22 protein-coding genes are annotated in these 22,781 nt (G+C 63.2%); 11 read left to right on the forward strand and 11 right to left on the reverse strand.

Going from position 1 to position 22,781, the window contains the following annotated elements; translation table 11 throughout:
* The first annotated feature begins 324 nt into the window (after window positions 1-324).
* The 3 genes from AC4FWB_RS13160 (at window position 325) to AC4FWB_RS13170 (ending at window position 3,329) form a co-directional block, all read left to right on the forward strand.
* Window positions 325-1,431, forward strand: coding sequence for a KamA family radical SAM protein (locus AC4FWB_RS13160; RefSeq protein WP_491026505.1), 1,107 nt, complete (start codon window positions 325-327; stop codon window positions 1,429-1,431).
* Between the two features lie 239 nt (window positions 1,432-1,670).
* Entirely contained in the window at window positions 1,671-2,522 is an 852-nt protein-coding gene (locus AC4FWB_RS13165) for a BA14K family protein (protein ID WP_491026507.1), read from the forward strand.
* A gap of 381 nt (window positions 2,523-2,903) precedes the next feature.
* Window positions 2,904-3,329 (forward strand): globin family protein, encoded by a 426-nt coding sequence (locus AC4FWB_RS13170; RefSeq protein ID WP_491026508.1) that lies wholly within the window; start codon window positions 2,904-2,906, stop codon window positions 3,327-3,329.
* Window positions 3,330-3,544: 215 nt separating this feature from the next.
* Here the strand turns inward: AC4FWB_RS13170 and AC4FWB_RS13175 are convergent, their stop codons facing one another.
* Together AC4FWB_RS13175 and AC4FWB_RS13180 are read right to left on the reverse strand one after the other, a co-directional pair.
* Window positions 3,545-3,733 (reverse strand): hypothetical protein, encoded by a 189-nt coding sequence (locus tag AC4FWB_RS13175; protein WP_491026509.1) that lies wholly within the window; start codon window positions 3,731-3,733, stop codon window positions 3,545-3,547.
* Window positions 3,734-3,845: 112 nt separating this feature from the next.
* Window positions 3,846-4,055 (reverse strand): cold-shock protein, encoded by a 210-nt coding sequence (locus tag AC4FWB_RS13180; RefSeq protein ID WP_491026511.1) that lies wholly within the window; start codon window positions 4,053-4,055, stop codon window positions 3,846-3,848.
* Between the two features lie 882 nt (window positions 4,056-4,937).
* Between AC4FWB_RS13180 and AC4FWB_RS13185 the strand changes: the two genes are divergently transcribed.
* Window positions 4,938-5,735: an FRG domain-containing protein gene (locus AC4FWB_RS13185; RefSeq protein WP_491026512.1), complete on the forward strand. Its 798-nt coding sequence runs from the start codon at window positions 4,938-4,940 to the stop codon at window positions 5,733-5,735.
* Window positions 5,735-6,844, forward strand: a complete 1,110-nt coding sequence (locus tag AC4FWB_RS13190) for a DUF262 domain-containing protein (protein ID WP_491026513.1) — start codon at window positions 5,735-5,737, stop codon at window positions 6,842-6,844. The genes AC4FWB_RS13185 and AC4FWB_RS13190 overlap by 1 nt, the downstream gene beginning before the upstream one ends.
* Window positions 6,845-7,152: 308 nt before the next feature.
* On the opposite strand, the gene AC4FWB_RS13195 is transcribed toward AC4FWB_RS13190, so the two are convergent.
* Window positions 7,153-7,590: a hypothetical protein gene (locus AC4FWB_RS13195; protein WP_491026515.1), complete on the reverse strand. Its 438-nt coding sequence runs from the start codon at window positions 7,588-7,590 to the stop codon at window positions 7,153-7,155.
* Between the two features lie 267 nt (window positions 7,591-7,857).
* Here AC4FWB_RS13195 and minC point away from each other — a divergent pair, with 267 nt between their 5' ends.
* From minC to minE, 3 genes are all read left to right on the forward strand, one after another.
* Window positions 7,858-8,712: a septum site-determining protein MinC gene (gene minC / locus AC4FWB_RS13200; RefSeq protein WP_491026517.1), complete on the forward strand. Its 855-nt coding sequence runs from the start codon at window positions 7,858-7,860 to the stop codon at window positions 8,710-8,712.
* Between the two features lie 98 nt (window positions 8,713-8,810).
* On the forward strand, window positions 8,811-9,626 hold the full coding sequence (minD, locus tag AC4FWB_RS13205; protein ID WP_126084806.1) for a septum site-determining protein MinD: 816 nt from the start codon (window positions 8,811-8,813) through the stop codon (window positions 9,624-9,626).
* A complete protein-coding gene (gene minE, locus AC4FWB_RS13210; protein ID WP_040973218.1) occupies window positions 9,623-9,895 on the forward strand; it encodes a cell division topological specificity factor MinE in 273 nt (90 codons plus the stop codon). Before minD ends, minE begins: the two co-directional genes overlap by 4 nt.
* 174 nt (window positions 9,896-10,069) lie before the next feature.
* Here the strand turns inward: minE and AC4FWB_RS13215 are convergent, their stop codons facing one another.
* From AC4FWB_RS13215 to AC4FWB_RS13230, 4 genes are all read right to left on the reverse strand, one after another.
* Window positions 10,070-11,842 carry an ABC transporter ATP-binding protein gene (locus AC4FWB_RS13215; protein WP_491026518.1) on the reverse strand — a complete coding sequence of 591 codons (1,773 nt, stop codon included), beginning with the start codon at window positions 11,840-11,842 and terminating at the stop codon, window positions 10,070-10,072.
* Window positions 11,839-12,867, reverse strand: coding sequence for a glycosyltransferase family 2 protein (locus AC4FWB_RS13220; RefSeq protein ID WP_491026519.1), 1,029 nt, complete (start codon window positions 12,865-12,867; stop codon window positions 11,839-11,841). The genes AC4FWB_RS13215 and AC4FWB_RS13220 overlap by 4 nt, the downstream gene beginning before the upstream one ends.
* A 226-nt stretch (window positions 12,868-13,093) precedes the next feature.
* A complete protein-coding gene (locus AC4FWB_RS13225; RefSeq protein WP_491026521.1) occupies window positions 13,094-14,203 on the reverse strand; it encodes a glycosyltransferase family 2 protein in 1,110 nt (369 codons plus the stop codon).
* Complete coding sequence (locus AC4FWB_RS13230; protein WP_491026522.1) at window positions 14,203-15,354, reverse strand: acyltransferase family protein; 1,152 nt, start codon at window positions 15,352-15,354, stop codon at window positions 14,203-14,205. Before AC4FWB_RS13230 ends, AC4FWB_RS13225 begins: the two co-directional genes overlap by 1 nt.
* 656 nt (window positions 15,355-16,010) lie before the next feature.
* Between AC4FWB_RS13230 and AC4FWB_RS13235 the strand changes: the two genes are divergently transcribed.
* From AC4FWB_RS13235 to AC4FWB_RS13245, 3 genes are all read left to right on the forward strand, one after another.
* Entirely contained in the window at window positions 16,011-16,895 is an 885-nt protein-coding gene (locus AC4FWB_RS13235; RefSeq protein ID WP_491026523.1) for an EamA family transporter, read from the forward strand.
* A gap of 328 nt (window positions 16,896-17,223) precedes the next feature.
* Window positions 17,224-17,796: a hypothetical protein gene (locus AC4FWB_RS13240; RefSeq protein WP_491026524.1), complete on the forward strand. Its 573-nt coding sequence runs from the start codon at window positions 17,224-17,226 to the stop codon at window positions 17,794-17,796.
* A gap of 599 nt (window positions 17,797-18,395) precedes the next feature.
* Window positions 18,396-18,884, forward strand: a complete 489-nt coding sequence (locus tag AC4FWB_RS13245) for a hypothetical protein (protein ID WP_491026525.1) — start codon at window positions 18,396-18,398, stop codon at window positions 18,882-18,884.
* A 187-nt stretch (window positions 18,885-19,071) separates the two neighbouring features.
* On the opposite strand, the gene AC4FWB_RS13250 is transcribed toward AC4FWB_RS13245, so the two are convergent.
* The 4 genes from AC4FWB_RS13250 to AC4FWB_RS13265 all read right to left on the reverse strand — a co-directional run bounded on the left by AC4FWB_RS13250 (window position 19,072) and on the right by AC4FWB_RS13265 (window position 22,765).
* Window positions 19,072-19,716 carry a LuxR C-terminal-related transcriptional regulator gene (locus AC4FWB_RS13250; protein ID WP_491026526.1) on the reverse strand — a complete coding sequence of 215 codons (645 nt, stop codon included), beginning with the start codon at window positions 19,714-19,716 and terminating at the stop codon, window positions 19,072-19,074.
* Window positions 19,713-21,113, reverse strand: coding sequence for a sensor histidine kinase (locus AC4FWB_RS13255; RefSeq protein ID WP_491026781.1), 1,401 nt, complete (start codon window positions 21,111-21,113; stop codon window positions 19,713-19,715). The genes AC4FWB_RS13250 and AC4FWB_RS13255 overlap by 4 nt, the downstream gene beginning before the upstream one ends.
* Before the next feature lie 145 nt (window positions 21,114-21,258).
* Window positions 21,259-21,549, reverse strand: coding sequence for a hypothetical protein (locus AC4FWB_RS13260; RefSeq protein WP_491026527.1), 291 nt, complete (start codon window positions 21,547-21,549; stop codon window positions 21,259-21,261).
* Window positions 21,550-22,228: 679 nt separating this feature from the next.
* A complete protein-coding gene (locus AC4FWB_RS13265; protein WP_491026528.1) occupies window positions 22,229-22,765 on the reverse strand; it encodes a DUF6428 family protein in 537 nt (178 codons plus the stop codon).
* Between the last annotated feature and the right edge of the window lie 16 nt (window positions 22,766-22,781).

The raw sequence follows: 22,781 nt of genomic DNA on the forward strand, positions 1-22,781 counted from the left end.
CATGCCGACCTCCGATCATCCAGAGGTCCCTCAGAATCCATTTCGATAACCGCCGCAAGAGTCCAATTCTACTCATGTGCGATTCCCCTGCCCGCTTGGGGGGAGATTGGCAGTTCGCGCGCCGGCTCTCTTCCTGCGACACTGGAGATTGGCGAAAACCGGCATGACATCAATCTCCCCCCTGGTGGGGGAGATGTCCGGCAGGACAGAGGGGGGCGCGAAGGAATGAGGCGTCTCGGAGAACCTGGCGACCCGCGACCACGCCAACCATTGACCCCGCCCGCCATCCAGCCGATATCCCGCGCAAAGCCGCCCGAGCCTCCAATGACCTCAGACGCCAATCTCAAACAACCTGCTACTGCGCTCGACGCCACCTGGCAGGCCGACATCCGCGCCGGCGTGCGCCATGTGCGCGATCTTGCATCGCTCCCGCTGTCGCCCGCCGAGCAGGCGGCCGCGCAGGAAGCCGCAGCCAACCACAAGGTGCGCGTGCCAAAACCCTATCTCGACCTGATCGACTGGAACGATCCCGCCGACCCGATCCGCGCCCAGGTGATCCCGTCGCCGGAAGAGCTTATCGCCACCGAGGGCGAGCTCGACGACCCGATCGGCGACCACGCCTACAGCCCGGTGCCGCGGCTGACGCATCGCCATGCCGACCGCGTGCTTTTGTTTCCGACCTATCAATGCGCGGTGTATTGCCGCTTCTGTTTTCGCAAGGAGTCGCTGACGTCGATCGGCCGTGGCTATACGGGCGAAGCCTTGGAGCCGGCGCTGGCCTATATCGCCGGGCACGAGGAGATCCGCGAGGTGATCCTGACCGGCGGCGATCCGCTCTCGTTGCCCGACAAGGCGCTCAGCGAAATCCGCGCCCGCATCGAGGCGATCCCGCATGTGCGGCTCTTGCGCGTCCACACCCGCGTGCCGGTGGCGCTGCCGTCGCGCATCACACCTGGTCTGGTGGCGGCGCTGAAGGGCCGGCTGATGGTGACGGTGGTCACCCACTTCAACCACCCGCGGGAAATTACGCCGGCCACTGAAGCAGCCTGCCGGACGATGCGGCAGGCGGGTTTTGTCCTGCTCAACCAGAGCGTTTTGCTCAAGGGCGTCAACGACAAGGTCGAAGTGCTGGAGGAGCTCTGCCGCGAATTGATGTATCGCCTTGGCGTGAAACCCTATTACCTCCACCATGGCGACCTGGCGCCCGGTATGGCGCACCGCCGCACCACGATTGCCGAAGGCCAGGCGCTGGCCGCCGAACTGCGCCAGCGCCTCTCCGGCATCTGCAATCCGACCTATGTCATCGATTTGCCCGAAGGCGGCGGCAAGGTGCCGCTGGCGGCGAGCCACATCGAGGGCCGCGATGGCGAGACCTGGCGCATTCGCGGGCAGGACGGGCAGGTGAGGGAGTATCGCGAGGTGGTCGGGTAGATCCTTTCCTCGCCCCCACGAAGTGGGGGAGAGGTGGCCGCGAAGCGGCCGGAGCGGGGGCCTTCGTAGGGCGATGACCTTTCTCCATGCACTCTTCGCCCAGGTCCGCGTCCTCTCCGTCTCGGCTTCGCCGAGCCACCTCTACCCATTTCATAGGGGCGAGGAATTTCCATTCGCGGCGGCAAGGAACTTCCATCCTGCGCCCCGCATTCTATGAGCGGAGGCTGAAGGAGCACGGCGTGAAGGCTTTGTTGGGAATTGTCGGCGGCTTCGTGCTGACCTTGGCCGTGTTCGCCAGCGGGCTTGCCTTCGCCACCTGGCTGCTGGCCGCCAAGCCGGTGCGCCAGGCGACGCCGGCGATCGGCGTTTCCGAGCTGTGGACCAAGGACGCCCAGCCGGTCGATCCGGCGAAGCAGGATCTCGAGCGCATTCCTGCCCAGCAGGCGGCCGGCGCACCCGCCAAGGCGGGCGAGACGGCCAAGGCGAATACGGACACGCAGACCACGGCCCTTGCAACGCCGCCGCCCGCGCCGCCGCGGCAATTGCAACCATTGCCCGATGTCTCCCGGCTCAATGTTCCCCAGAGGGGCCAACCCGACGCCAATGCGGCCGGCCAGCCTTCCGAGCAGACCCCTTCCGAGCAGGCGCCGGCTGAGCAGGCGCAATTGCCCGCCGCCCATCTCGAATGGTGCGCCAACCGCTATCGCAGCTACCGTCCGGAGGAAAACAGCTACCGCTCCTACAGCGGCGAGCTGCGCCCCTGCATCTCGCCCTATTTCGATCCGGGCGCCGCCGCCTCGACCGAGGCGCGCCAAAACGGTCAGGCAGAGGATCAGGGCGCAATAACCGACCAAAGCGAGGTGACCGACGACCAGGCCGAGATGGAAGGCTACGCCACCACGCGGGACGGCTATGCGACCACCTATGGCGGCCCGCCGGAAGAGATCACGCCCGAGCAGGAACGAGCCTGGAGCGGCCGTCAGTTTTCCAGCGACCACATCGACTCCTGCTTTAGCCGCTACCGCTCCTACAATCCGCAGGACAACACCTACCAGCCCTACGACGGCGGCCCGCGCCGGCAGTGCGAGTAGGCGCTTCCTCGCCCCATTCCCGGGTGAGGTACAAGCTGGAATAACCCTCATTCCTTCGCGCCCCCTCTGGTCTGCCGGACATCTCCCCCACAAGGGGGAGATTGGCAGCTTTCACGCCCCGCTCGTCCTGCACTTTGGAGATTGGCGAAGGTCGACGCGACATCCAATCTCCCCCAAGTGGGGGAGATGCCCGGCAGGGCAGAGGGGGGCGCTGTCCCGCCGGCGTCTCAGTAGTTCCTCGCGCCAAGATCGAGGAACCCGCTTCCGCAACCTGATACCCGGCAGACACAAGCCTGAAACACACCGCTCCCACAACCGGCATGCCCGCGAAACGCCACGGCGCGATCTTGGCGCAGGCCAAAAACGCGGAGGAGCGCGCCGATGACACCCGACCAGATCAAGCTTGTGCAGGATAGTTTTCGTGAGGTCGTCCCGATCAAGGTGGCGGCCGCCGCGCTGTTTTACGACCGCCTGTTCGCCATCGACGGCAGCCTTAAGGCGCTGTTTCACGCCACCGACATGGGCAAGCAGGGTGCCAAGCTGATGGCGGCGCTGGGCTTCGTCGTGCACGGGCTTTCCCGCGCCGAGGCCATCCTGCCCACCGTCCAGGATCTCGCCAGGCGCCATGTCGGCTATGGCGTCGAGGAGCATCATTATCCGATCGTCGGCCAGGCGCTGATCGAAACGCTCGACATCGGCCTCGGCGAGGCCTTCACGCAGGAGGTCCGCGAAGCTTGGCAAGCCGCTTACGGCCTGCTCGCCGGCGTCATGATCGCGGCGGCGCGCGAGGTGCAGATGGCGGCTTGAGAGGGCTTTGGTCCCTCGCCGCTGGAGCGGGGGCCAAGCGTAGCGAGGCGGAGAGGGGCTTTCGTACCACAGTTCCCCCCTCCGCCTCGGCTTCGCCGAGCGGGCGAATAGGGAAGAACTCTATCAGCGCCGCGTTCCTTCACACCCCCTCTGTCCTGCCGGGCTGTCCGGCAGGCCAGAGGGGGGCTGTCCCGCCAGCCTCTCCGCCTCTGTCGCTATTTTTTCTTCGCCGGCTTTTTCTTTGGCGGCGCCTCAACCGACCCGCGGGCGAGCCTGGCAGCGCGAAGCCGTTCTGTCTTTGCTTGCCGGGCCGCCGCTTCTCCCTCGATTATCCTGCGCGCGGTCATCGCGGTGGCCTCGCTCTTGGCGTCGCCCTTCGGCTTGAATAAATTCGTTTCAGCCATTTTCTACCTCGCTATCTGAAACGAAGAAGGCCGGGGCAAGCCCCGACCTCCTCCATGTGCTCCAAGGCCAGATGCCAGTACATCCGTGGTCAAGGGCCATGGACGCACGGCGTCAGGCCGCCTGGATGTTCTCGGCGGAACTCTTGCCGTTGCGAGCGTCCTTCACGATGTCGAAGCTCACCTTCTGGCCCTCCGCAAGAGAACGCATTCCGGCGCGCTCGACGGCGGAAATATGGACGAACACGTCCGGCTGCCCATTGCCCTGCTCGATGAAGCCGAAGCCTTTGGTGGTGTTGAAAAACTTCACGGTTCCAGTAGTCATACGATTTTCCTTTCAAATCGACACAAATCATCGCCGCCTGGATTTACGCCAAACGCCGCAGTCTTCGAAATTGAGAGGGAAGATCGTCAGGGCGCCAAGGCGCGGAAACAACATTCGTTCAACAAGATCGATTTGAAAAACATAGCGCTTGACCGAGGCAGCGGCAAGGCGCAGACGAATAATATTATCAATGGCCTTTGTCCTAGGCGGCTTTAGATCATGGGAACGCTCGCCCTGTCGGCGGCGAGGCGATCTCATGGGCCCTGTTCATGGCACCAAGGTCGCGGTGGCCGGCCACCGTCGGCACCCGCCCGCAAGTCCGGTGCGCCCGCCCTGGGCGACGACACTCAAGCCATTCGCCGCGCAGAACCCGACCAGCGCCGAGACGCCTGCCGTATCCCGTGGCCGCGCCAGTGCCAAAGAGCCGAAATTGCGGGCATCGAAGCCGGGATCGCGGGTGGCGAGTTCGGCGGCGTCCAAGACGGTGGCGTTGGAGAGGGTGGCACGGAGGGCGGGGAGGAGGGGTTGTTGTCGCTCGCGCTTGCATCTCCGTCTCGGATTCCGCGGCGCAGAGGCGACGCCGAACACGGAAGGCGAGCAAGGCGCCACGAGGCGCAGTATAGTGACAGCTAGTAGATTCAGGAGTGGTGGAGTAGCCGTCGAAAGGTTGCGTCGCTGCAGTTTGCGGCTATTCGATATGTTACCCTAACACGATCTCGCTGTGCTTCGGCAATGCTGTTGCCTCAAACTTCGACTGCCTATCGCCATCGAGCGCCGCCTCTTTACCTCTCAGCGCTTACGGGCCATGCTTTCTAGTCACCCAGGATTGCTTGCGTTTCTGGAAATTGGCATAACTAGAGCGCGGGCGATTTGGGGGGGCGATTGACGAACATAACTGAGTATAGTCCAGATTCCTTCGGTGCGATCCTTAAGCACGTCGAATCATTTCAAAATAGCCGTGATGTGTCCTGGTATCGTGGCTCAGGCGATGCCAGCTATCCATTAATTCCAACGCTTGCTCGAAGGACGCCTACTCCGACTCCGGAGGAGCTGAGCAAAGTCGAAAAAGGGATCGCGAATAGTTTCGCTCAGCGCTCTCCTCCCTTTGTGCGCACGGATTTCGCCAGCGACTGGAGAATGCTGTTCTATATGCAGCACTACGGAATACCGACCCGGCTGTTGGATTGGAGCGAAAGTCCATTCGTGGGTCTGTATTTTGCACTCACGTCTGTCGCGCGAGATAAAGATGGTCAGCCCACGAGCGACGTGGCTCTTTGGCTGTGCGATCCCGTCGCTTGGAACAGGACGGCGCTCGCACATATTTCATTTTCAGGTGGCGTATTAGATGAAAATTGTGAGGAAATAAAGGCCTATAGCCCCTCCTCAGAGGTTGAGCAACGCGCAACAATTCCGGTCATGATTTATGGAACCCACAATAGCCCAAGGATAGTTGCTCAAAGAGGAGTCTTTGCGTTGTTTGGAAAAGGTGTAGATGGGATGGAAAAGACTTTTTCAGATGGACTTTTTCCCAACGGATCATTGAAGAAGATTATTATAAAGAAGAACATTGTTGATGCGATACTGTCGTCTCTTCACAGAAAAGGATTTGCAGAATCGACAATATATCCTGACTTATTTGGCTTATCGCTAGAAATCAAAAGAAGCTTTGGGTATTATTGATGGGAAAATTGCACATTACACCGCACCAAACCCGCACGCTTGTGTGGTGGTACAGCAGAAGGGAAAGCATTGACTTCTCCCCACCTTATCAAAGGAAAGGTCGACTCTGGTCTCCGCAGGACAAAGGGTTTCTCATCGATTCAATCATTAACGGGTTTGATATTCCAAAGCTTTATTTGGCAGATTTTCAGTATGGAAACTCGACATTGAACGAGAAGCGTCTGCCGTATGCAATAATTGACGGAAAGCAGAGGATGGAAACTGTTTTTGAATTTTTCGATAACGAACTTGTTCTCAATGCAGATTTCGTACTGAGAAGCGACCCATCTTTGAAGCTCGGCGGTTTAGGGTTACGAGACCTGCGTCGAAACTATCGGCAAGTTGCTGAAGAGTTCGAAAATTTCTCGTTCGATATAATGAGTGTCGTGGCTGATGACGAAAGAGATGTCAACGAGCTATTCGTTCGACTGAACCGGAGCAAGCCACTGACAGGCGCCGAGGTTCGAAATGCGATCGCCGGCCCTGTTACAGACGTCATCCGGAGCCTCACGGAACATTCGATGTTCCAGGAAGCGATACGCTTTAGCACCAAGCGTGCCGGCGACCAAAATGCCGCGGCCAAGGCCTTGATCTTCGAATACGAAGAACGGCCCGTAACTACAAAAAAGACGACGTTGGATGAATTTGCGCGGGGAATGCAGGTCGACAAAAGGCCAATCGATAAGAACAAGTTAGAACTTGCCGCGCGACGTGCTGTTGATACCTTCGACGCGATGGACGAGGTATTCTTGCCGCACGACGAACTGCTAGCATCGGCAGGCGTTTTTCCGGTGTATTACTGGTTTGTTAGGAGCGTGTCTCAGGAATATAGAGATGACATACGGCCATTCTTGCTTTTCTTTGAAAAAGAGAGAAAAGAGCACAGGGAAGCGCAGAAAGACCTCGGCTTGTCTGGCAACATAGATCAGCAGTACGCAAGGTACGATACACTTAACCGGAGCACAAACGACGCGATCAGCCATCGAGGTCGTTTTGATATATTGCAGATGGCTTTCGTGAATTACCTTGATGCTATATACGATAAGCCAAGTGGCGACCCTTTTTTGTGATCGTTCCGACTGGCTTTATATTGGGCCGGAGACCCAGCTGCGATAGCTTTCGTACAAAAGCGGATGGACAAAAACCGTCGGCCGATACTAGTCGGCCGGCTCTACGAAAACCGCATGCACGATCTGTCAAAGCCCGCGGTCTGAACACACAGACTTGCCGATGTTCTTGGTAGGCCAGATATGTTCGCATGAAGCCGGCCGGTGTTGTCATCTGCTCTCCACCACTGGATCGCCAGTTCTCGCGCCATTGCGCGGGCTGCGACGCCTCTACCCATCGCAGCCCCGTCCTACTCCGCCCACGCCACCCCCTAACCCGCCCAGATCGAGCACCCAACCTTCTGCCCGGTCGTCGGATTCCGCACGCCCTTCGCGAACACCCGCCGCAACCCAACCCTGTTGGCTTTGACTTCCTTGCTTGTGAGGTAGGTCGGGTCGCCGATTTCCCAATGGTAGCGCGTGTTTGCAGGTGCGCGCTTCCAGGTGAATTTCGACAGGTACGCCACTTGGCCCGGCCTGTTGTCCGCGAAGCGGCAGTCGATGGTCGCCGGCATCATTCCCTTCGCCGCCATCGCCTTGACAACCGCGTCGGCATTTTCCGTCGTCAGCCATTGGTCTATGCCGCTGGTCTGGTCCCTGCCGCTCATGCTCATGCATCCGCCAAGCAGCAACAGCGCGCCGATCGTTGCGCCTGTCCAGCCTGCCCGCCTGCTGCCTGCCCACTTGCTGCTTGCTTGATTGATGCGCATGCCCCGTCCCCTGTTCTGGAGGAAATGGAAAATTAACCGTGCCGGATGGTGCGGGCGCGGCCTCTCTTCGTATATTAGGAACTTCACATGCCCGGCTCGTCAGGGCCTGGCTCTTTGGCGGGGCCGCGGCGCGAGGGCAGGCATTGTGACCGCCCCGCCACACAAGTTAGCCGCGCTAGTTCCTTAACGGTCCCGACCTGCAAAATTAACCTTTTGTTAACCATTAGCCCGGCACCCTTTAACCATTGAGTAAGGATTCGCCTGGTCGTGACCTTCGCCGCCCCTTTGCACAACAAATCCATCCGCTTCCGCGCCCGCTCATTCGTCGCTTTCACGCTCACCCCGGAAGCTCCCATCGACGAGTGGCTGGAGGGGCTTGATCACTGGATCGGCAACTCGCCCGGCTACTTTGCTGGCCGCCCGGTGGTGCTGGATCTGAACACCTTGAAGCCGGGGCCGGAGGAGATCGCAGCACTTGTCGGCGTGCTTGGCTCGCGCGGCATCCGCGTCTACGCCATCGAGCTCGAAGGCGCCGAGCTCGGGCCCGAACTGCCGCCGCTGCTTGGCGGCGCCAAGGAAGCCACCGCCGAAGGCTTGCTGGGCAGGGCCGCGCGCAAGGCGAAGGCCGAGGAGATCACCGTTGAGACGGCCGCTGTCGAGGACGTGCAGCCGGGGCAGGTGAGGGCGCCGGAAGAAGAATTGGCAAACACCGAGCTGGTGAAGCTGGATGAGGCAAAGCCGGAAGCGAAGCAGCCGGAACCGGACAAGGTGGCCGAGAGGCACGAGCCTTCCGCCGGCACGCTGATGATCAAGGCGCCGATCCGCTCGGGGCAGTCGGTCTTCCACCCGCATGGCGACGTCATCGTGCTGGGCTCGGTCGCGTCCGGCTCGGAAATCGTCGCCGGCGGCTCGATCCATGTCTATGGCACGCTGCGCGGCCGCGCGATCGCCGGCTCGGAAGGCAATATTTCGGCGCGCATCTTCTGCCGCAAGAACGAGGCCGAGCTGCTCGCCGTCGACGGCTGGTACACCACGGCCGAGGAGATGGAAGGCGTGTCGCGCGGCAAGGCCGTACAGGCTTTCCTCGACAATGATGCGCTGTGCGTGGTGCCGCTCGGGTAAGGCGCAAGCTTCGGACCGGTTTCGCGTGCGAAGCTTTTAGAGAATCCGCCGTGCCCGGCACGGCCAGAGAATAAAGAACGCCAATGGAGGCTGGATATATGGGCAAGGTAGTCGTGGTCACCTCGGGCAAGGGGGGCGTCGGCAAGACGACCTCGACGGCCGCGCTCGGCGCCGCCGTGGCCAAGACCGGCAAAAAGGTGGCGCTGGTCGATTTCGACGTGGGCCTGAGGAATCTCGACCTCATCATGGGCGCCGAGCGCCGCGTGGTGTTCGACCTCGTCAACGTCATCCAGGGCACGGCAAAACTGTCGCAGGCGCTGATCCGCGACAAGCGGCTGGAGACGCTCTATCTGCTGCCGGCATCGCAGACGCGCGACAAGGACGCGCTGACCGAGGAGGGCGTGGCCGAAGTCATCGCTAGGCTGCGCTCGGTGTTCGACTATGTCTTCTGCGACAGCCCGGCCGGCATCGAGCGCGGCGCCCAGCTTGCCATGCGCTTCGCCGACGAGGCGGTCATCGTCACCAACCCGGAAGTGTCGTCGGTGCGCGACTCCGACCGCATCATCGGCCTGCTCGATGCCCGCACCATGAAGGCCGAGCAGGGCGAGCTGATCCAGAAGCACGTGCTGGTCACGCGCTACGACGCGGCGCGCGCCTCGCGCGGCGAGATGCTGTCGATCGACGACGTGCTGGAGATCCTGTCGACGCCGCTGCTCGGCATCATCCCGGAAAGCCAGGATGTGCTGAGGGCCTCGAACCTCGGCGCGCCGGTGACGCTGTCGGAACCGACCAATTCAGCCGCAAAAGCCTATCTCGAAGCGGCAAGACGCCTTGAAGGCGAGGACCTGCCGGTGGTCGTCCCCTTCGAACGCAAGGGCTTCCTCGACCGGCTTCTCGGAAGGAGGGCGGCATGAGCATCCTCGACCTCTTCAAGCGGCGCACCAGCGCCCCGGTGGCGCGCGAGCGGCTGCAGCTGCTGCTCGCCTACGAGCGCCAGAGCCGCGGCCAGCCCGACCTCGTCTCTATCCTGCGCGAGGAGATCATGGCGGTCATCGCCAAGCACGTGCAGATCGACCAGGACTATCTCCAGGTCTCGATGGACCGCGGCGCGACCATGTCGACGCTGGAGATCGACATCCAGATCCCCAACAAGAGCGCCGTGCCGCTGGCGATGGCGGGGTGAGCTTTACCCTCCCCCTTGAGGGGAGGGTCGATCCGCATAGCGGATCGGGGTAGGGTCGTCTCACGTAGATCGCCGACCTCATCTCCGGGCGCGCAGGGCGCTGGCGCTTCACGCGAAGCGACCCCTCTGTCGCCTTTGGCGACATCTCCCCCTCAAGGGGGTAGATTCCAGCGCTCACTCCGGCTGATACAGCTCATCCATGCTGCGCGCCGCCAATTCGGCAAACGGCGCCTGCTTCTTCACCCGGCCATGCTCCAAAATCACCAGGTCGTCGCAGAACGAGATCGTCGAGTGGTGGTGGCTGATGACGATGGTCGTGCGGCGGCCGGCGCGCGATTTCAGCGTTTCGACGATCGCCGCTTCCGAAAGCCCGTCGACCGCGTTGGTGGCCTCGTCGAGGATCAATATGTCGGGATCGCGAACCAGCGCGCGGGCGAGCGCGATGCGCTGCCGCTGCCCGGCCGACAGGTTGACGCCGCGATAGCCGACGACGGTTTCGTAACCCTGCGGCAGGCGCTCGATGAATTCATGCGCCTCGGCAAGCGTGGCCGCGCGGCGCGCCTCTTCGGCGCTCGCCGTGTCCTTGCCGTAGGTGATGTTGTCGAGGATGGTGCCGTCGACCAGCTCCAGTTCCTGGCTGGCCAAGGCGATGTGCGACCGCCATGCGGCCGGGTCGATGTCGCCGAGCTCCGTCCCGTCGACGAGGATGCGACCGCCGTCAGGCTCGACGAAGCGGCAGAGCAGATTGACGATGGTCGTCTTGCCAGCGCCGGAGCGGCCGATCAGCGCCGTCGAGCGGCCGCTCACGATATCGAAGCTTGCCGCATGCAGCACCGCCGCGCGCTGCTCCTCATTGGCGTAGCTGAAGCTCACGCCCTCGAAGGCGATTTTTTCACCCAAGCCCGTGAACGGCTGGCTGCCCTGAGGCGGCGCGGACTTGCCAGTCGGGTCGAGCAGCCAGGTCACCTCCTCCAGCGAGCCGGAAAGTCCCTGCAGTTGGCTCCAGGTCATCTGCAGCGCTCTCACATGCGGCTGCAGGCGGTAGAGCAGGATGAGGAAGGCGGCGACCAGCGGGAAGCTCAAGCCGGCAAGCCAGGCGCCGATCACCACCGCCAGGAACAGCATCGCGTGCAGCACTTCCGTCAGCGGCGCCAGCGCGCCCTGGCGGTTGGCGAGCAGGAAGGCCGCGCGGCGCACGCCGTCGGAGGCCTTGTCGAACGCCGCCTTCTCGCGCGCCTCCTGGCCGAAGATGCGGATCAGCCGGCCGGCATGCACCAGATGCAGCATCCGCGAGGCTAAAGCGCTGTTGCGCGCCGCCACGCCGCGGCTCGGCGCCCTCAGATGCGCCGACAGGGCCATATGCGCCGCTTGCACGAGCGCCAGCCCGAGCATCACCAAGAGCGTCATCTGCCAGGAGAGCAGCAGCAGGAAGGCAAGCAGGATGATAGCTGCCGAGGCGCTGACGATGGCGCCGAGCATCCCCTGGATGGCGTCCGATGCCCGCCAGGATTCGTTGGAGATGATGTTGAGCAGCCGGCCCGGGCTCTCCTTCAGGAAGAACGGATAGCCCACTCCAAGCAGCTGCCCGGCCAGCGCGCCGCGGATCGCCTGACTGGCCTTGCCGTAGATATGCGCGGTCAGCACCGAATTGGCGTAGGCGAGCAGGTTCTTGAGCAGGATCGAGCCGAGGATCGCGGCCGAAATCGCGATCAGCCGCTCGCGCTCGCCAAGCCCGGCGCCGACCTTCTGCAGTAGGGCCGAGAGGCCGGCCATGCCGGTCGCCTCGCCATGCCCCATGATGATGCCGAGCAGCGGGATGATGAGCCCGATGCCGAACCCTTCGAGCGCGGCACTTGCAAGCCCGAGCGCGACGACGGCGGGCAGCAGGGCGATCTGCCGGCGGCCGAGCGCCTGGTGCAGCATCGACAGCGTCGGAGACCCGGTCATCGCGCGCCGGCCTCCGCGCTGGCCTCAGCGGTTTCCTGGGCCGGCTGCGCCTGCCGGTCTGGCCGTCCGGCAAGCACAAGAGCCAAGAATTTCGCCGCGCCCGCGAGGTTCATCAACACGATCGGCCAGTGCGACAGCCTGAGATCCTGATCGAATCGCGGCCCACCTATCAGTTCGCGCATGGCGGCCCGCGCCGCCCAGTAGAAATGGCGCAGCAGCCAGGGCGCGCGGCGGATGTGCTTCAGGCACAGCGCGCCATTGCCGAAATGATAGTCGCGATGCAGCCGGTCGACCGCCTTGCGGCCGCGCCGCCCGTGATGGTGGAAGATCGTCATGTCGGGCACATATTCCACCGCCATGCCGGCGAGCATGGCGCGCACCAGATAGTCCGTGTCCTCGGCCGAGCGCAGCGCTCCGCCGGCGCCGAAGCGTTCGTCGAAGGGGCCGATGCGGGCGGCGACGTCGCGATGCATGGTCATGTTGCAGCCGAGCACGAAGCCGCCCGGATGAACGGCCGGCGTCAGCCGCTCGCGCTTGTCGCAGCGCTTGATGGTGAAGGGCAGATCGCGCGCGTCGCCGATCTCGACGCGGCCGCCGCGGATCAGCCATTTCTCGCCGCTCGCATAATGGCGCTGAAGGTCGTCGAGATAGTTGCGGTCGAGCCGGCAGTCGTCGTCGACGAAGACGAGCACGCGTCCGCGCGCCCGCGCCAGCCCGGCATTGCGCGCCGCCGCCAGTCCGGGCCGCGGCTCCGAGATCGCGGTCAGCGCGATGTCGGACATCGCGGCGATCCGTGAAAGATATTCGGCCGTGCCGTCGCGCGAGCCGTTGTCCACAACCACCAGCTCGGCGGCAAAGCCGGGGTGCGCTCGGCAGGCGGCGCGGATGGACTGGATGCAAGCTTTCAGCACCGCGACACGGTCGCGCGTGCAGACGATGAAGGAGACCTGTGGCCGCTGCCGGGGCCAGGGAGGCGCTGGCAGGGCAGGGCGGAAGTGCGGAAGCGGGTGGCGCGCGTCGTTCATGCGGAGGCCTCGGCGAAGCTGCCGATCTCCCCCCTTGTGGGGGAGATGGCCGGCAGGCCAGAGGGGGGCGCGAAGGAATGCGGCCTATCAGAAAACTTGCAATCGTCAAAAGCTATCGGAAAAAGTCCATTGGAACCTGTCGAGAGGCCGGCGGGACAGCGCCCCCCTCTGCCCTGCCGGGCATCTCCCCCACAAGGGGGGAGATTAGCAGCTTCGACGCCTCGCCTCATGCCGCCCCCATCCGGTAAGGCGCAAGCACCGACGCCGCCGGTGCGGATTTGAGGCGATAGGCCAGCCCGTCCGCGCGTTTGCCCGCCCACATCGAGGCCTGGCTGAGCCACGGCGCCCAGGCGCCGGGGCTGAGCGCGTATTTCTCGCGGCGGCGGATGGCGTTCCATTTCGTCGTCAGCGTCAACAATTCATGCGTCAGCGCCGGGCGCTCCTCGTCATTGACGAGCTGGTAGAGGAAATAGAAGAGGTTCAGCGCGCCGGCTTCGAAGCTCGGCCGCGTCGTGTCGGGCAGGGTGGCGATCCGCTCCTCCAGCGCGCGGATGAAGGCGGCCGCCCGGGCCACCGTGTCGAAGGAGACGCTATCGCCGATGGCGCGCAGGTCCCGGGTGTCCTCAGCTAGGCCCTCGCGCTCGAGATTCTCGCCGACGATCCTGAGATGCGTGCGCCGCATCTCCTTCACATGCCGGCTCGTCACGCTGCCCGCATGGACGCGATAGACCAGCAGGCTCTCTTCCATCATCGCCGCCGGATAGCGGCCGGCAAGCCGCCGGAAGAGGTCGAAATCCTCAGCATGCCGGTAAGCGCCGTCGTAATGGAGGTCGGCCTCGCCGATGATCCTGCGATTGTAGACCACCGTCGGGTGCATGAAGATGGTGAAGAACTGCGACAGCACGGGGAGTTCGAGGCGGAACACCGGATCGAGCCTGCTCCGGGCGATGCGGCCGTGCAGCAGGAGATCGACGACAGAGCCGCAGAAGCCGAGCTCGGGCTGTGCCGCAAACAGCGCCGCCTGGCGCGACAGCCGCCAGGGATAGGCGAAGTCGTCGGCATCCATGCGCGCGACGAGCTCGCCCCGGGCGACCGCCAGACCCTCGTTGAGGCTGGCGACGAGGCCGCGGTTGGCGCGCGAGATAATCGATACGCGGCTGTCATCCCGGCGGCAGCGCTCGAGGATCTCCAGCGACCGGTCGGTCGATCCGTCGTCGATGGCGATGACTTCGAGCCGGTCGTAATCCTGCCGCAGGATCGAGCCGAGAGCGGCCGCGATGTAAGGCTCGGCATTGTAGACCGGCAGCAGCACGGAGATGAGCGGAGCGCTCGCCATTATCGCCTCGCCTCTGTTCGCTGCAGGTCGAGCGCGGGCCCACCGCCGGTCGCGCCGCTCCAAATGGCCTCGCCCGGCGTCCGAGCAACTGGCCGCGCCACATAGGGGAAATAGCGCTTCAGCCCATTGAGCGGCTTCTCGAAAAACGCCCAGGAGAGCGAGGCGACGACCAGCGTGGCGGCGCCGGCTACCAGGAACCGGCCCGGCCCCTGTTCCGAAACGTTGAGCGGGATCCATGGCTGCGCCTTGACGGCATAGGCCAGAAGGATCGGGTGGTAGAGATAGACGCCGTAGCTGATGCGGCCGAGGGAGAGCAGGGGAGGCAATTCGGCCAGCCTGCCGAGCGTGCCGCCAAGGCCGTTCGAGCAGGCGGCGACGATCGCCGTCAACGGCACCAGCGGCAGCACCTGCACCAGCAGCCAGCGCGGCCACTCCCAAGTCGAGCTCGCCGGCCCCGGATCGGACCAGACGACGAGGAGGAAGAGCGCCGCGAGCGCCGGCCAGCCGAGCCGCATCCATCGCGGCACATCGGCGCCCCTGGCACGGCGGACGGCGAGCAGGGCGCCGCAGGCAAGCGCATCCATCGAGGCCGGCGGCAACAGGTCCCGCGCCAGCGCCGGGTCGGCGGCGATCGGCCAATAGAAGCGGTAGGCGAGCGAGAAGGCGATGACACCGATGGCGATCGCCTCGATACGCTTGCGCGGCGCCAGAAGCACGATCAGCGGCCAGGCGAGATAGAACTGCTCCTCGATGCTGAGGCTCCAGAAATGGCAGAGCAGCCAGGGGTTCCAATCGTTGCGCAGCGCATACCAGAAGTTCGAGAGGTAGAGCGCATGCCAGGCGAGAGAGGCCCTGGACTGTTCCAGGTCGGTGAGCCAGACCAGCCCCAGCACCGCGAAATAGGGCGGGAAGATCCGGATTATGCGTCTGGCATAGAAGGAACGCAGCGCCGGTCCGGCCTCGAATGCGGCGGCGTCCCGGGCGTCCAGCAAAAGCCGGGTGATCAGGAAGCCGGAGAGCACGAAGAACAGTCTGACTCCGAGATGGCCGAGGAAGGAGGTGCCGTTTGGCGCCAGGAAATGCGCGTAAAGCACCAGCGTCACGGCGACCGCCCGCAGCGCGTCCAACTGGATGTCGCGCGCCTTCGCCATCAGCGGCTTCCACAGGCCGGATGTCTCCCACGATGCGAAGGAGGGATGACACCGAGTCCTGCTGGTGAGCCTCGCTTGCCGCGCCGAACGGGCGGACTGTCGGCGGCGGTCGGCGGAATGCCCATTGTCGCGGGTATGACGGAATCCTCCACTGTGCGTACCGCGCAACGATTGTCGCCGCGATGTTGCAGCGCAACACACAATGCTTACGTGATTGAAACAAAATCGTGACTAACGCGCGGAACGATATGAATTCCCTCACTTTTTAATGAATGGAGCCTGTGGTCCTAAAAGTATGTGGGACTTTAGTCCCGTGTCCTTCAGAGAAAATTATTGATGGGCGTGTTCAAGAAATATCTGCAACTTTCGATAGTGTATTGGAAGTAACCGTCGGAAAACGTGGAAAATACATTTAACGATACTGCGATATTCCTAGGTGAAATCGCTTTAATTTCAAGATCTTGTGCACTGCAGCGGCGTTGTCGCAGTGCGTCCAGGCCCGCCGGCGCCCGCGACAGGGGCGGCCTATATGCCTGGCAACCAATCCCTTGTCCCAGCCGACCGTCTCCCGCTGCCTCACGACAGGCGGCGCGCTTCGCACTAGGCCCTGTCGATCCCGTCGCGCCGGGCGCGAGACGGGTATGGGAGAAGAATGCATGTCATCGCCGGCCGTCAGCTCAGCTCCCGCGGTGGGCGCCTTGCCCGTCCTCGGCCTGCTCGGCGCCATTCTGTCGGTGCAGGTGGGCGCCGCTTTCGCCAAGGGCCTGTTCCCGATTCTGGGCGCGGAGGGCACGACAATGCTCAGGCTCGCCATCGGCGCGCTGATGCTGGCGGCGGTGCTCAGGCCCTGGAAAATGCTGCCGACACGAAGGGGGCTGCCCTGGCTCGCCGCCTATGGCGTCACCGTTTCGGTCATGAACCTGCTCTTTTATGCCGCGCTCGAGCGCATTCCGCTGGGCATCTGCGTGGCGCTCGAGTTCACCGGCCCGCTCTTTGTTGCGACGCTGGGCTCCAGGCGCCTGCTCGACCTCGTCTGGGTGGGGCTGGCGGTCGCCGGCATCGTGCTGCTCTCGCCGTTTGCCGATATCAGCCGGGGACTCGATCCGGCGGGCGTGCTGCTTGCGCTTGCCGCAGGCGGCTGCTGGGGGCTCTACATCATCTTCGCGCAGAAGGCGGGCGCCGAGCTCGGCGCCCGCACCTCGGCCTATGGCATGGCGATCGCGGCGCTGGTTGCGCTGCCTTTCGGCTTCGCCGCGGCGGAGCCCTATCTCACCGATCCGCATGTCATGGCCGGCGCGGTCGTCGTCGGGCTGTTCTCCAGCGCGCTGCCCTTCTGGCTGGAGATGATGGTGCTGGCCAGGATGCCGGCCAAGGTCTACGGCATGATCGTCTGTCTGGAACCGGCGGGCGGCGCCTTGACAGGCTTCCTGTTCCTGCATGAGAGCCTGAGCGCCTTGCAGTCAGCCGGCATCGCCGCCGTGATCGCCGCCGCCTTCGGCGCGGCCGTGACGGCGAGAGCGCCGGTTCCGTCGCCAGGCTGACGCATGTCGCCCAAAAGTGCACAGCGGTTTTGAGAAAACGACATGCGTAAAAGTGAAACTGAGAGCGTGCCGCCTGAATCCGTTTCGGCGCGACCTGCTTTAAACCGCTGGCCGCGCTGAAAAAAACTGTGCGCGCAGCCATGCCGGACCACATCTGGTGGTTGAGATAAGACTTTGGTCCGATATCGTCACCAAAAAGGTCCGAGCAGACAAGACAAGGGTCGTGGGCCACTTCCCCACGAGGCGCTGATTGGGGATGCTGATGCTGCGACATTGCCGGTGGGGTAGTTTGGCCGAAGGGCCGGATGGCTGGCATGGGGAGAATGGGATGCGCGTATCGCGCATGGGCTGCAGGCTTGTCTTGCGAGCGCTCACTGCGCTGGCGCTTGTTGTCGCGCCTTTTCATCTCTCCGTCGAAGGGTTTGTTGTGGCCAAGGCCTATGCCGGTAAAGGCGGCAATGGCAATGGCGGCGGGAACAGTGGCGGCGGGAACGGGAACGGCAACTCGGGCGGCAATAACGGCAACAGCGGCGGAAACAGCGGCAACAGCGGCGGAAATAGTGGCGGGAACAGCGGTAATAGCGGCGGAAACAACGGTAACGGGAACAGCAATTCTGGGGGCAACAGCAACAGTGGCGGAAACAGCGGCAACAGCAAGGGCGCAACGAACAGCGCCTCCAACAGTGCCGCAAGCAGCAGCACCGCCGATGTCGATGATCACGTGAACGCGCTGACCGGCGACAAGGTCGAGGTAAGCAACAACAGCATCCAGGTCACGCACCGGAATGGAATGAAGGAGACGATCGAGAACGGCAGGTTCAGGATGGAGGACAAGTTTGGTCGCACCATCGTCGAGCGCAGGGCCACAATGGCCGATCTCAATCGCCTGAAGAGTTTGTGAGAGCGAGGTTCTATCTGGATTAGATCTTTAAGGGACCAAAGGCCAGCGCTGCAAAATCAGGTTGCCACCTTTTGCTTCGTCTCTTCGGTCCTGATCGTCTTATGACAGAACTCCCGCTGCTCACCTTGCCCCCGCCTTTTGGCGGGGGTACTTTTTTGGGCCCTAAGGACGGCTGCCGGGTAAGGCGGGCTCTTGGCGGATGGCCCCGCAGATCGGGGAAACAATCCATCCGCAAATCAAAGTGTTACGGTGCTTTTCGCGTCCAAGTAGAGACACCTGCGCCGTAGCATGCCGCGGCTCGTTGGGCGTCCGCGCGGTTCTCGCGGGCCACAGTCATAAAGAATTGCCGGACAATTTCCAAGCGATTTGGTTAACGCAGGGGCAGCAACCGCTTCGAGCCGTTTCTCCCCTTGGTTGCGACGATGGTCCCCAAGCGGCGGCAAAAAGGTCCGACCGGGCATGGCATGGGTCGTGGGCCGCTTCCGCAGCCTTACCAAACCGTGAATCTTTTCCGGGTCAAGACACCGGTTCCGCCTTGGCCGGGCTGAGAGCGGAACTTCGGCAGGGCCGAGGCGGAACCGGCATGAACCAAGGACAGCATGCTCGAACCCGCCTCCAAAAGGTTTGTCCGCCTTATGCTGCGCGCCGCGGTCGCGCTGGCGCTTGTTGTCGCGACCTATCATTTCACGCCCGATGGCGCCGCCAAGCTCCTCGTGACCACCGCTTATGCTGGCGGCAATGGCAATGGCGGCGGCGGTAATGGCGGTGGCGGCAACGGCGGCGGCGGCAACGGCGGCAACAGCGGCGGCAATTCGGGCAACAGCAATGCCGGCGGCGGCAATGCCAATGCCGGCCCTGGCAACAACAACGGCAAAGGCAACACCAGTCCGGGCAGCAAGGCCAGTCATGTCAACGCCACGACCGGCGATACGGTCGAGGTCGACGGCAACAAGATCACTGTCGTCCACCGCAACGGCATGAAGGAGGAAATCGAGAACGGCCGCTTCGAGATGACGGATGCGCAAGGCCGCACCATCGTCGAGCGAGTTGCGACACAGGCGGATCTGGCCCGCCTGCTAAGCTTGTGAGGGTTGAGAGAAGCTACCCCCTTTTCCCGCACCCTCGCATGTCACCCCCGCCTTCCGGAGGCGGGGGTGATTGCTTTTGGGGAATGGGAATTGAGGAATTGAAGAAATGAAGAACTGAAGAACTGAAGAACTGAAGAAATAAACGAGCCGAGTTCCCTGTTCCTCGTTCTCCAATTCCTCAGTTCCCCTAGTTCCTCTCCTTCGCCTCATGCATCAGCAGCGCCGCTTCCGTCCGGTTGCGCACGTTGAGCTTGGCCAGCACCCTGGTCATGTGGTGCTTGACGGTCTTTTCCTGCAGCGACAGCCGGGCGGCGACTTCCTTGTTGCTCAGGCCCTCGGCGACCAGCCTCAGGATCTCGGCCTCGCGGCTGGTGAGCTGGCTGAGCGGGTCTGGCTTGCGGCTGGTGGGCTGCAACAGGTCGGACAGCAGCCTGGCCGAGAGCGTCGGCGAGACATAGCTCTGGCCGTTGGCGACATCGCGCAGGATCTCGGCCAGCGACTTGGAGCCGACCCCCTTCAGCACATAGCCTCGTGCGCCGGCCTTCAGCGCCTGGGCCACGTCGGCATTGGTCTCGGACACGGTGAGCATGACGATCTTCTGCTCAGGCACCACCGAAAGGATGCTGGTCAGCGCATTGAGGCCGCCGCCCGGCATGCTGATGTCGAGCATCAGGATATCCGGAGCGCTGGCGCGCGCCAGCCTTTCGGCGTCCTCGGCGCTGGCGCCTTCGCCCACAAGCTCGAAGCCGCCGATCTCGCCGAGGCTGCGCGCCACGCCCTCGCGAAACAGTGGATGGTCGTCGACAATGGCGATGCGGATCGGTGCGGTCACGGCTGCTCCTCGACAGACAATGTAATTACCAGTCTCGTTCCTCCTGGACCCGAGAGCGTCTCGAACTGCCCGCCGATGCTTTCGATGCGCTCCCTGAGTCCGGCAAGTCCGAGGCCTTCGCTCCTTGCCGGGTCGAAGCCCGGACCGGCGTCCTGCACCTCGACCAACAGCTTGCCGCCCTTCATCGTGGCTCTCACCTGCTGGCCCTTGCCCTTGCCGTGCCGGTAGGCGTTGTTCAGCCCTTCCTGCACGAAACGATAGATGCTGATCTTCTCCGAGGTGCCGAGTTCCGGCAAGCGCTCCGGCAGCGTCAGCAACACCTTGGTGTCGGTGCGGCGCTCATGCTCGACCACAGCCAGCCGCAAATTGTCGGCCACAGCCTGGGTCTCGATCTGCGGCAGCACCAGGCCGTTGCAGATACCGCGTATCTCGCGCATCGCCTCGCCGAGTGTCTTGTGGATGCCGGCGATCTCGGCCTCGCGTCGCGGTTTCGGGGTGGCCGGGTCGACGAGCACCGGGCTGTCCATTCTGAGCGCGGCAAGCGCCACCAGCTGCGCAGGCCCATCATGCAGGTCGGCGCCGATGCGCCTCAGATAGCGTTCGTTGATGGCGGTGGCGCGGCGCGAGGCGCGCTGCACGCGCTGGCGCAGCGACGAGTTCTGCGCCAGCGCCGCCTGCAGCTCGGTGACCTTGGCCTCGAGCGCGGCGCGCTGTGTCTGGATGGTGCGGCTGCCGCGAAACACGATTCCCGACAGAAGCGCCAGCGAAGCCGCCGTGGCGGCGGCCACCACCAGCCAGGTCCACCTCAGCGCCGAGTTCAGCGTCTCCTGGAAATCGTCGGCGATTTCGTAGAATTCCGACACTGCCACCACCTGGCCCGACCACGGCTCGCGCACCGGATTGTAGATCTCGAACAGCGGCGCGTTCACGGCTTTCTCCTCGGCGGCTTCGGGGTCGTCGTAGAGGTCGTTGTATTCGGCCACGACATTGCCGGCAAAGGCGGAAACGAGATTGGGGTTCGGCGTAAAGGTTTTGCCGATCAGCGACGAGTCGTCGGCATAAAGCACAGTGCCGTCGCGCCGCCACAGTTTGAACGACACCAGCCTCTTGCCGAGCGCGCCCTGGCCGAGCGTCTCGTCCAACGCCCGCTTGACCGTATCGTCGAGCTCCCGGCTTTTGCGCAGGTCCGGCAGCAGCGGTGCAATCACGCTGTCGACATAGAGCGCTGTCGTGGTGGCGGAGTTGTGCATCACCCCTTCGCGGATCTGCGACGTTACCCAAAGGCCAACCACCAGCATCACGGCCAAGAGTCCGATGCCGCCGGCAATCACGAACTGCCAGGCCAACGAAAACCCGCTCCAGATTTGCACAAGTCGCTTCAAGATCCCCCTGAGCATACGCATGATTCACCCCGCCGCCTGCAAAGATTATAGGCCAGTCGTGGCAATTGCGACACCGACCTTGGTCCGGGCTCTAAGCGAAGGTTAATCGCGAGGCTGTCGAGCCGGCTGGCGGCCTGAATCCGTTCCTTCGCGACGCGCTTTAGACTGGACGGCTCGGTCTCCAAGTACCTGCGCCACCATCCGCCGTGGGTATTGTTGCCGTCGGATCGTCGCGTTTGTCGACGCTCTCCTCTTTTCGCTTTTCGATCTCGTAGGAGAGCCACCGGCAAAACATGCCGGCAACCGATATCGCGGCGCCTGCAAGAAGGCACGCTGTCAACAACAGGTCTTTCGATGCGTTCGACCAGCTGACGATCGCCAGAAGAACGACGCTGACCGTCGAGATCAGGTAACCGGTTCCTTTCAGGAGATGACGCGACGCCCTTTTCATGTTCGCACCCGATCGGGAACTGTTCCGGCCGATGGAAAGTTCCTTGTCGGCGTTCCGCTCAATCGAGAAAAAGGACGGGTTGGCCCTGATGCATCGACCGCTCCACTTGCGACGGAACGCAAGAGAGGGCGACCGCGTTTTGTGTCGCTATGTCGAAGGGCTCTCACCCTCACGGGGCCGAAAAGGCTTCCCTGGCCTCACTCGCCGAGGCGGAGCGTCAGGCGCGCACGGAAATGAACGCCAGGCTGAGGAGCCCTCCGACGCAGACGTCGTTGCTGGTGCTTGATCCCGACGCGCTTTTCCGCGACGAGATCGACTGCTTGGCGCTGTTCGGGGAAGCCCCCCGGAAGGTCCCGCGCTCAGGCTAGAAACGGATCTTCAAGCCTCTACGCGGCTTGAGGCTGAGCTGTGCCATTCGCGCGCGATATCGCTATCAGCCGCGCAATGGCCAATGGCGCCATGAGCATGAAAAACGCCGTGATGTCGAGGAAGATCGACCAAGCCAGATCGATCCCACTGTGATCATAGCAGACTGCATATCCCATGACGCCTTACCCTTTTATACCCACCCATTGCGCATCAGGTTGCCACACACTGAGCTGAGCATGATCCTCATTTGCAAGAAATACAAGGGATCGCTAATTTTCCTGCGTCGGAAAAACTCGTGCCGACAACTCGGTCAGCTGCAACAAGCCTTGCCGCTCGCGGGCGAACGACATGATGCGCTCGCCTTCTGCCCTTCCAGCCAACGGTCGCGCGGCTTGCAGCTTGCCGGTCGTGGCGACAGTTCGACTTCGACGGCGCCGCCAACCAATGCCGGTTGGCCTGCCCGGTGAAGCTCCATGGGCCGAACGCCGTCGCTGACTTCGAAGGTCAACCTGGCCGACTGATCGAGAGCCACGTGATCGGCGACCTTGCGGATGATCGCTGTGAACCTGCCGGCCGGCATGTGGACCGGTCCGCCTTCGTCGACGTCCCACAGCTGCACGAAGATTTCCGACCAGGATTCCGGGTTGGCGCCGCAATCCAGCCCCGAGAACTGCCCGGCCTTGACCTCGGTCACATGGTAGCCCGGCTTTACCGGCCGGCCGTCATAGCGGAACACCAGCGGCTTGTCCTGGTAGGCGGCCAGCGCGTCGAGCAGGTCGCCGATGGTGAGATCCGACGGGTCGATGGCGAGGGCAGGGGTGATTTTCCGGTTGTCAGGAGAAAGCATGTCGGCTATTCCTCAT

Source organism: Mesorhizobium sp. LEGMi-168a (genome assembly GCF_058312955.1).

Bases quoted from the DNA above. Each gene is read 5' to 3' on its own strand.
- AC4FWB_RS13240 (WP_491026524.1), top strand. From the start codon at position 17,224: ATGCGCGTATCGCGCATGGGCTGCAGGCTTGTCTTGCGAGCGCTCACT.
- AC4FWB_RS13215 (WP_491026518.1), bottom strand. From the start codon at position 11,842: ATGACCGGGTCTCCGACGCTGTCGATGCTGCACCAGGCGCTCGGCCGC.
- AC4FWB_RS13255 (WP_491026781.1), bottom strand. From the start codon at position 21,113: ATGCTCAGGGGGATCTTGAAGCGACTTGTGCAAATCTGGAGCGGGTTT.
- minE (WP_040973218.1), top strand. From the start codon at position 9,623: ATGAGCATCCTCGACCTCTTCAAGCGGCGCACCAGCGCCCCGGTGGCG.
- AC4FWB_RS13260 (WP_491026527.1), bottom strand. From the start codon at position 21,549: ATGAAAAGGGCGTCGCGTCATCTCCTGAAAGGAACCGGTTACCTGATC.
- AC4FWB_RS13265 (WP_491026528.1), bottom strand. From the start codon at position 22,765: ATGCTTTCTCCTGACAACCGGAAAATCACCCCTGCCCTCGCCATCGAC.
- AC4FWB_RS13175 (WP_491026509.1), bottom strand. From the start codon at position 3,733: ATGGCTGAAACGAATTTATTCAAGCCGAAGGGCGACGCCAAGAGCGAG.
- minD (WP_126084806.1), top strand. From the start codon at position 8,811: ATGGGCAAGGTAGTCGTGGTCACCTCGGGCAAGGGGGGCGTCGGCAAG.
- AC4FWB_RS13195 (WP_491026515.1), bottom strand. From the start codon at position 7,590: ATGCGCATCAATCAAGCAAGCAGCAAGTGGGCAGGCAGCAGGCGGGCA.
- AC4FWB_RS13170 (WP_491026508.1), top strand. From the start codon at position 2,904: ATGACACCCGACCAGATCAAGCTTGTGCAGGATAGTTTTCGTGAGGTC.
- AC4FWB_RS13235 (WP_491026523.1), top strand. From the start codon at position 16,011: ATGTCATCGCCGGCCGTCAGCTCAGCTCCCGCGGTGGGCGCCTTGCCC.
- AC4FWB_RS13225 (WP_491026521.1), bottom strand. From the start codon at position 14,203: ATGGCGAGCGCTCCGCTCATCTCCGTGCTGCTGCCGGTCTACAATGCC.
- AC4FWB_RS13160 (WP_491026505.1), top strand. From the start codon at position 325: ATGACCTCAGACGCCAATCTCAAACAACCTGCTACTGCGCTCGACGCC.
- AC4FWB_RS13190 (WP_491026513.1), top strand. From the start codon at position 5,735: ATGGGAAAATTGCACATTACACCGCACCAAACCCGCACGCTTGTGTGG.
- AC4FWB_RS13220 (WP_491026519.1), bottom strand. From the start codon at position 12,867: ATGAACGACGCGCGCCACCCGCTTCCGCACTTCCGCCCTGCCCTGCCA.
- AC4FWB_RS13245 (WP_491026525.1), top strand. From the start codon at position 18,396: ATGCTCGAACCCGCCTCCAAAAGGTTTGTCCGCCTTATGCTGCGCGCC.
- AC4FWB_RS13180 (WP_491026511.1), bottom strand. From the start codon at position 4,055: ATGACTACTGGAACCGTGAAGTTTTTCAACACCACCAAAGGCTTCGGC.
- AC4FWB_RS13230 (WP_491026522.1), bottom strand. From the start codon at position 15,354: ATGGCGAAGGCGCGCGACATCCAGTTGGACGCGCTGCGGGCGGTCGCC.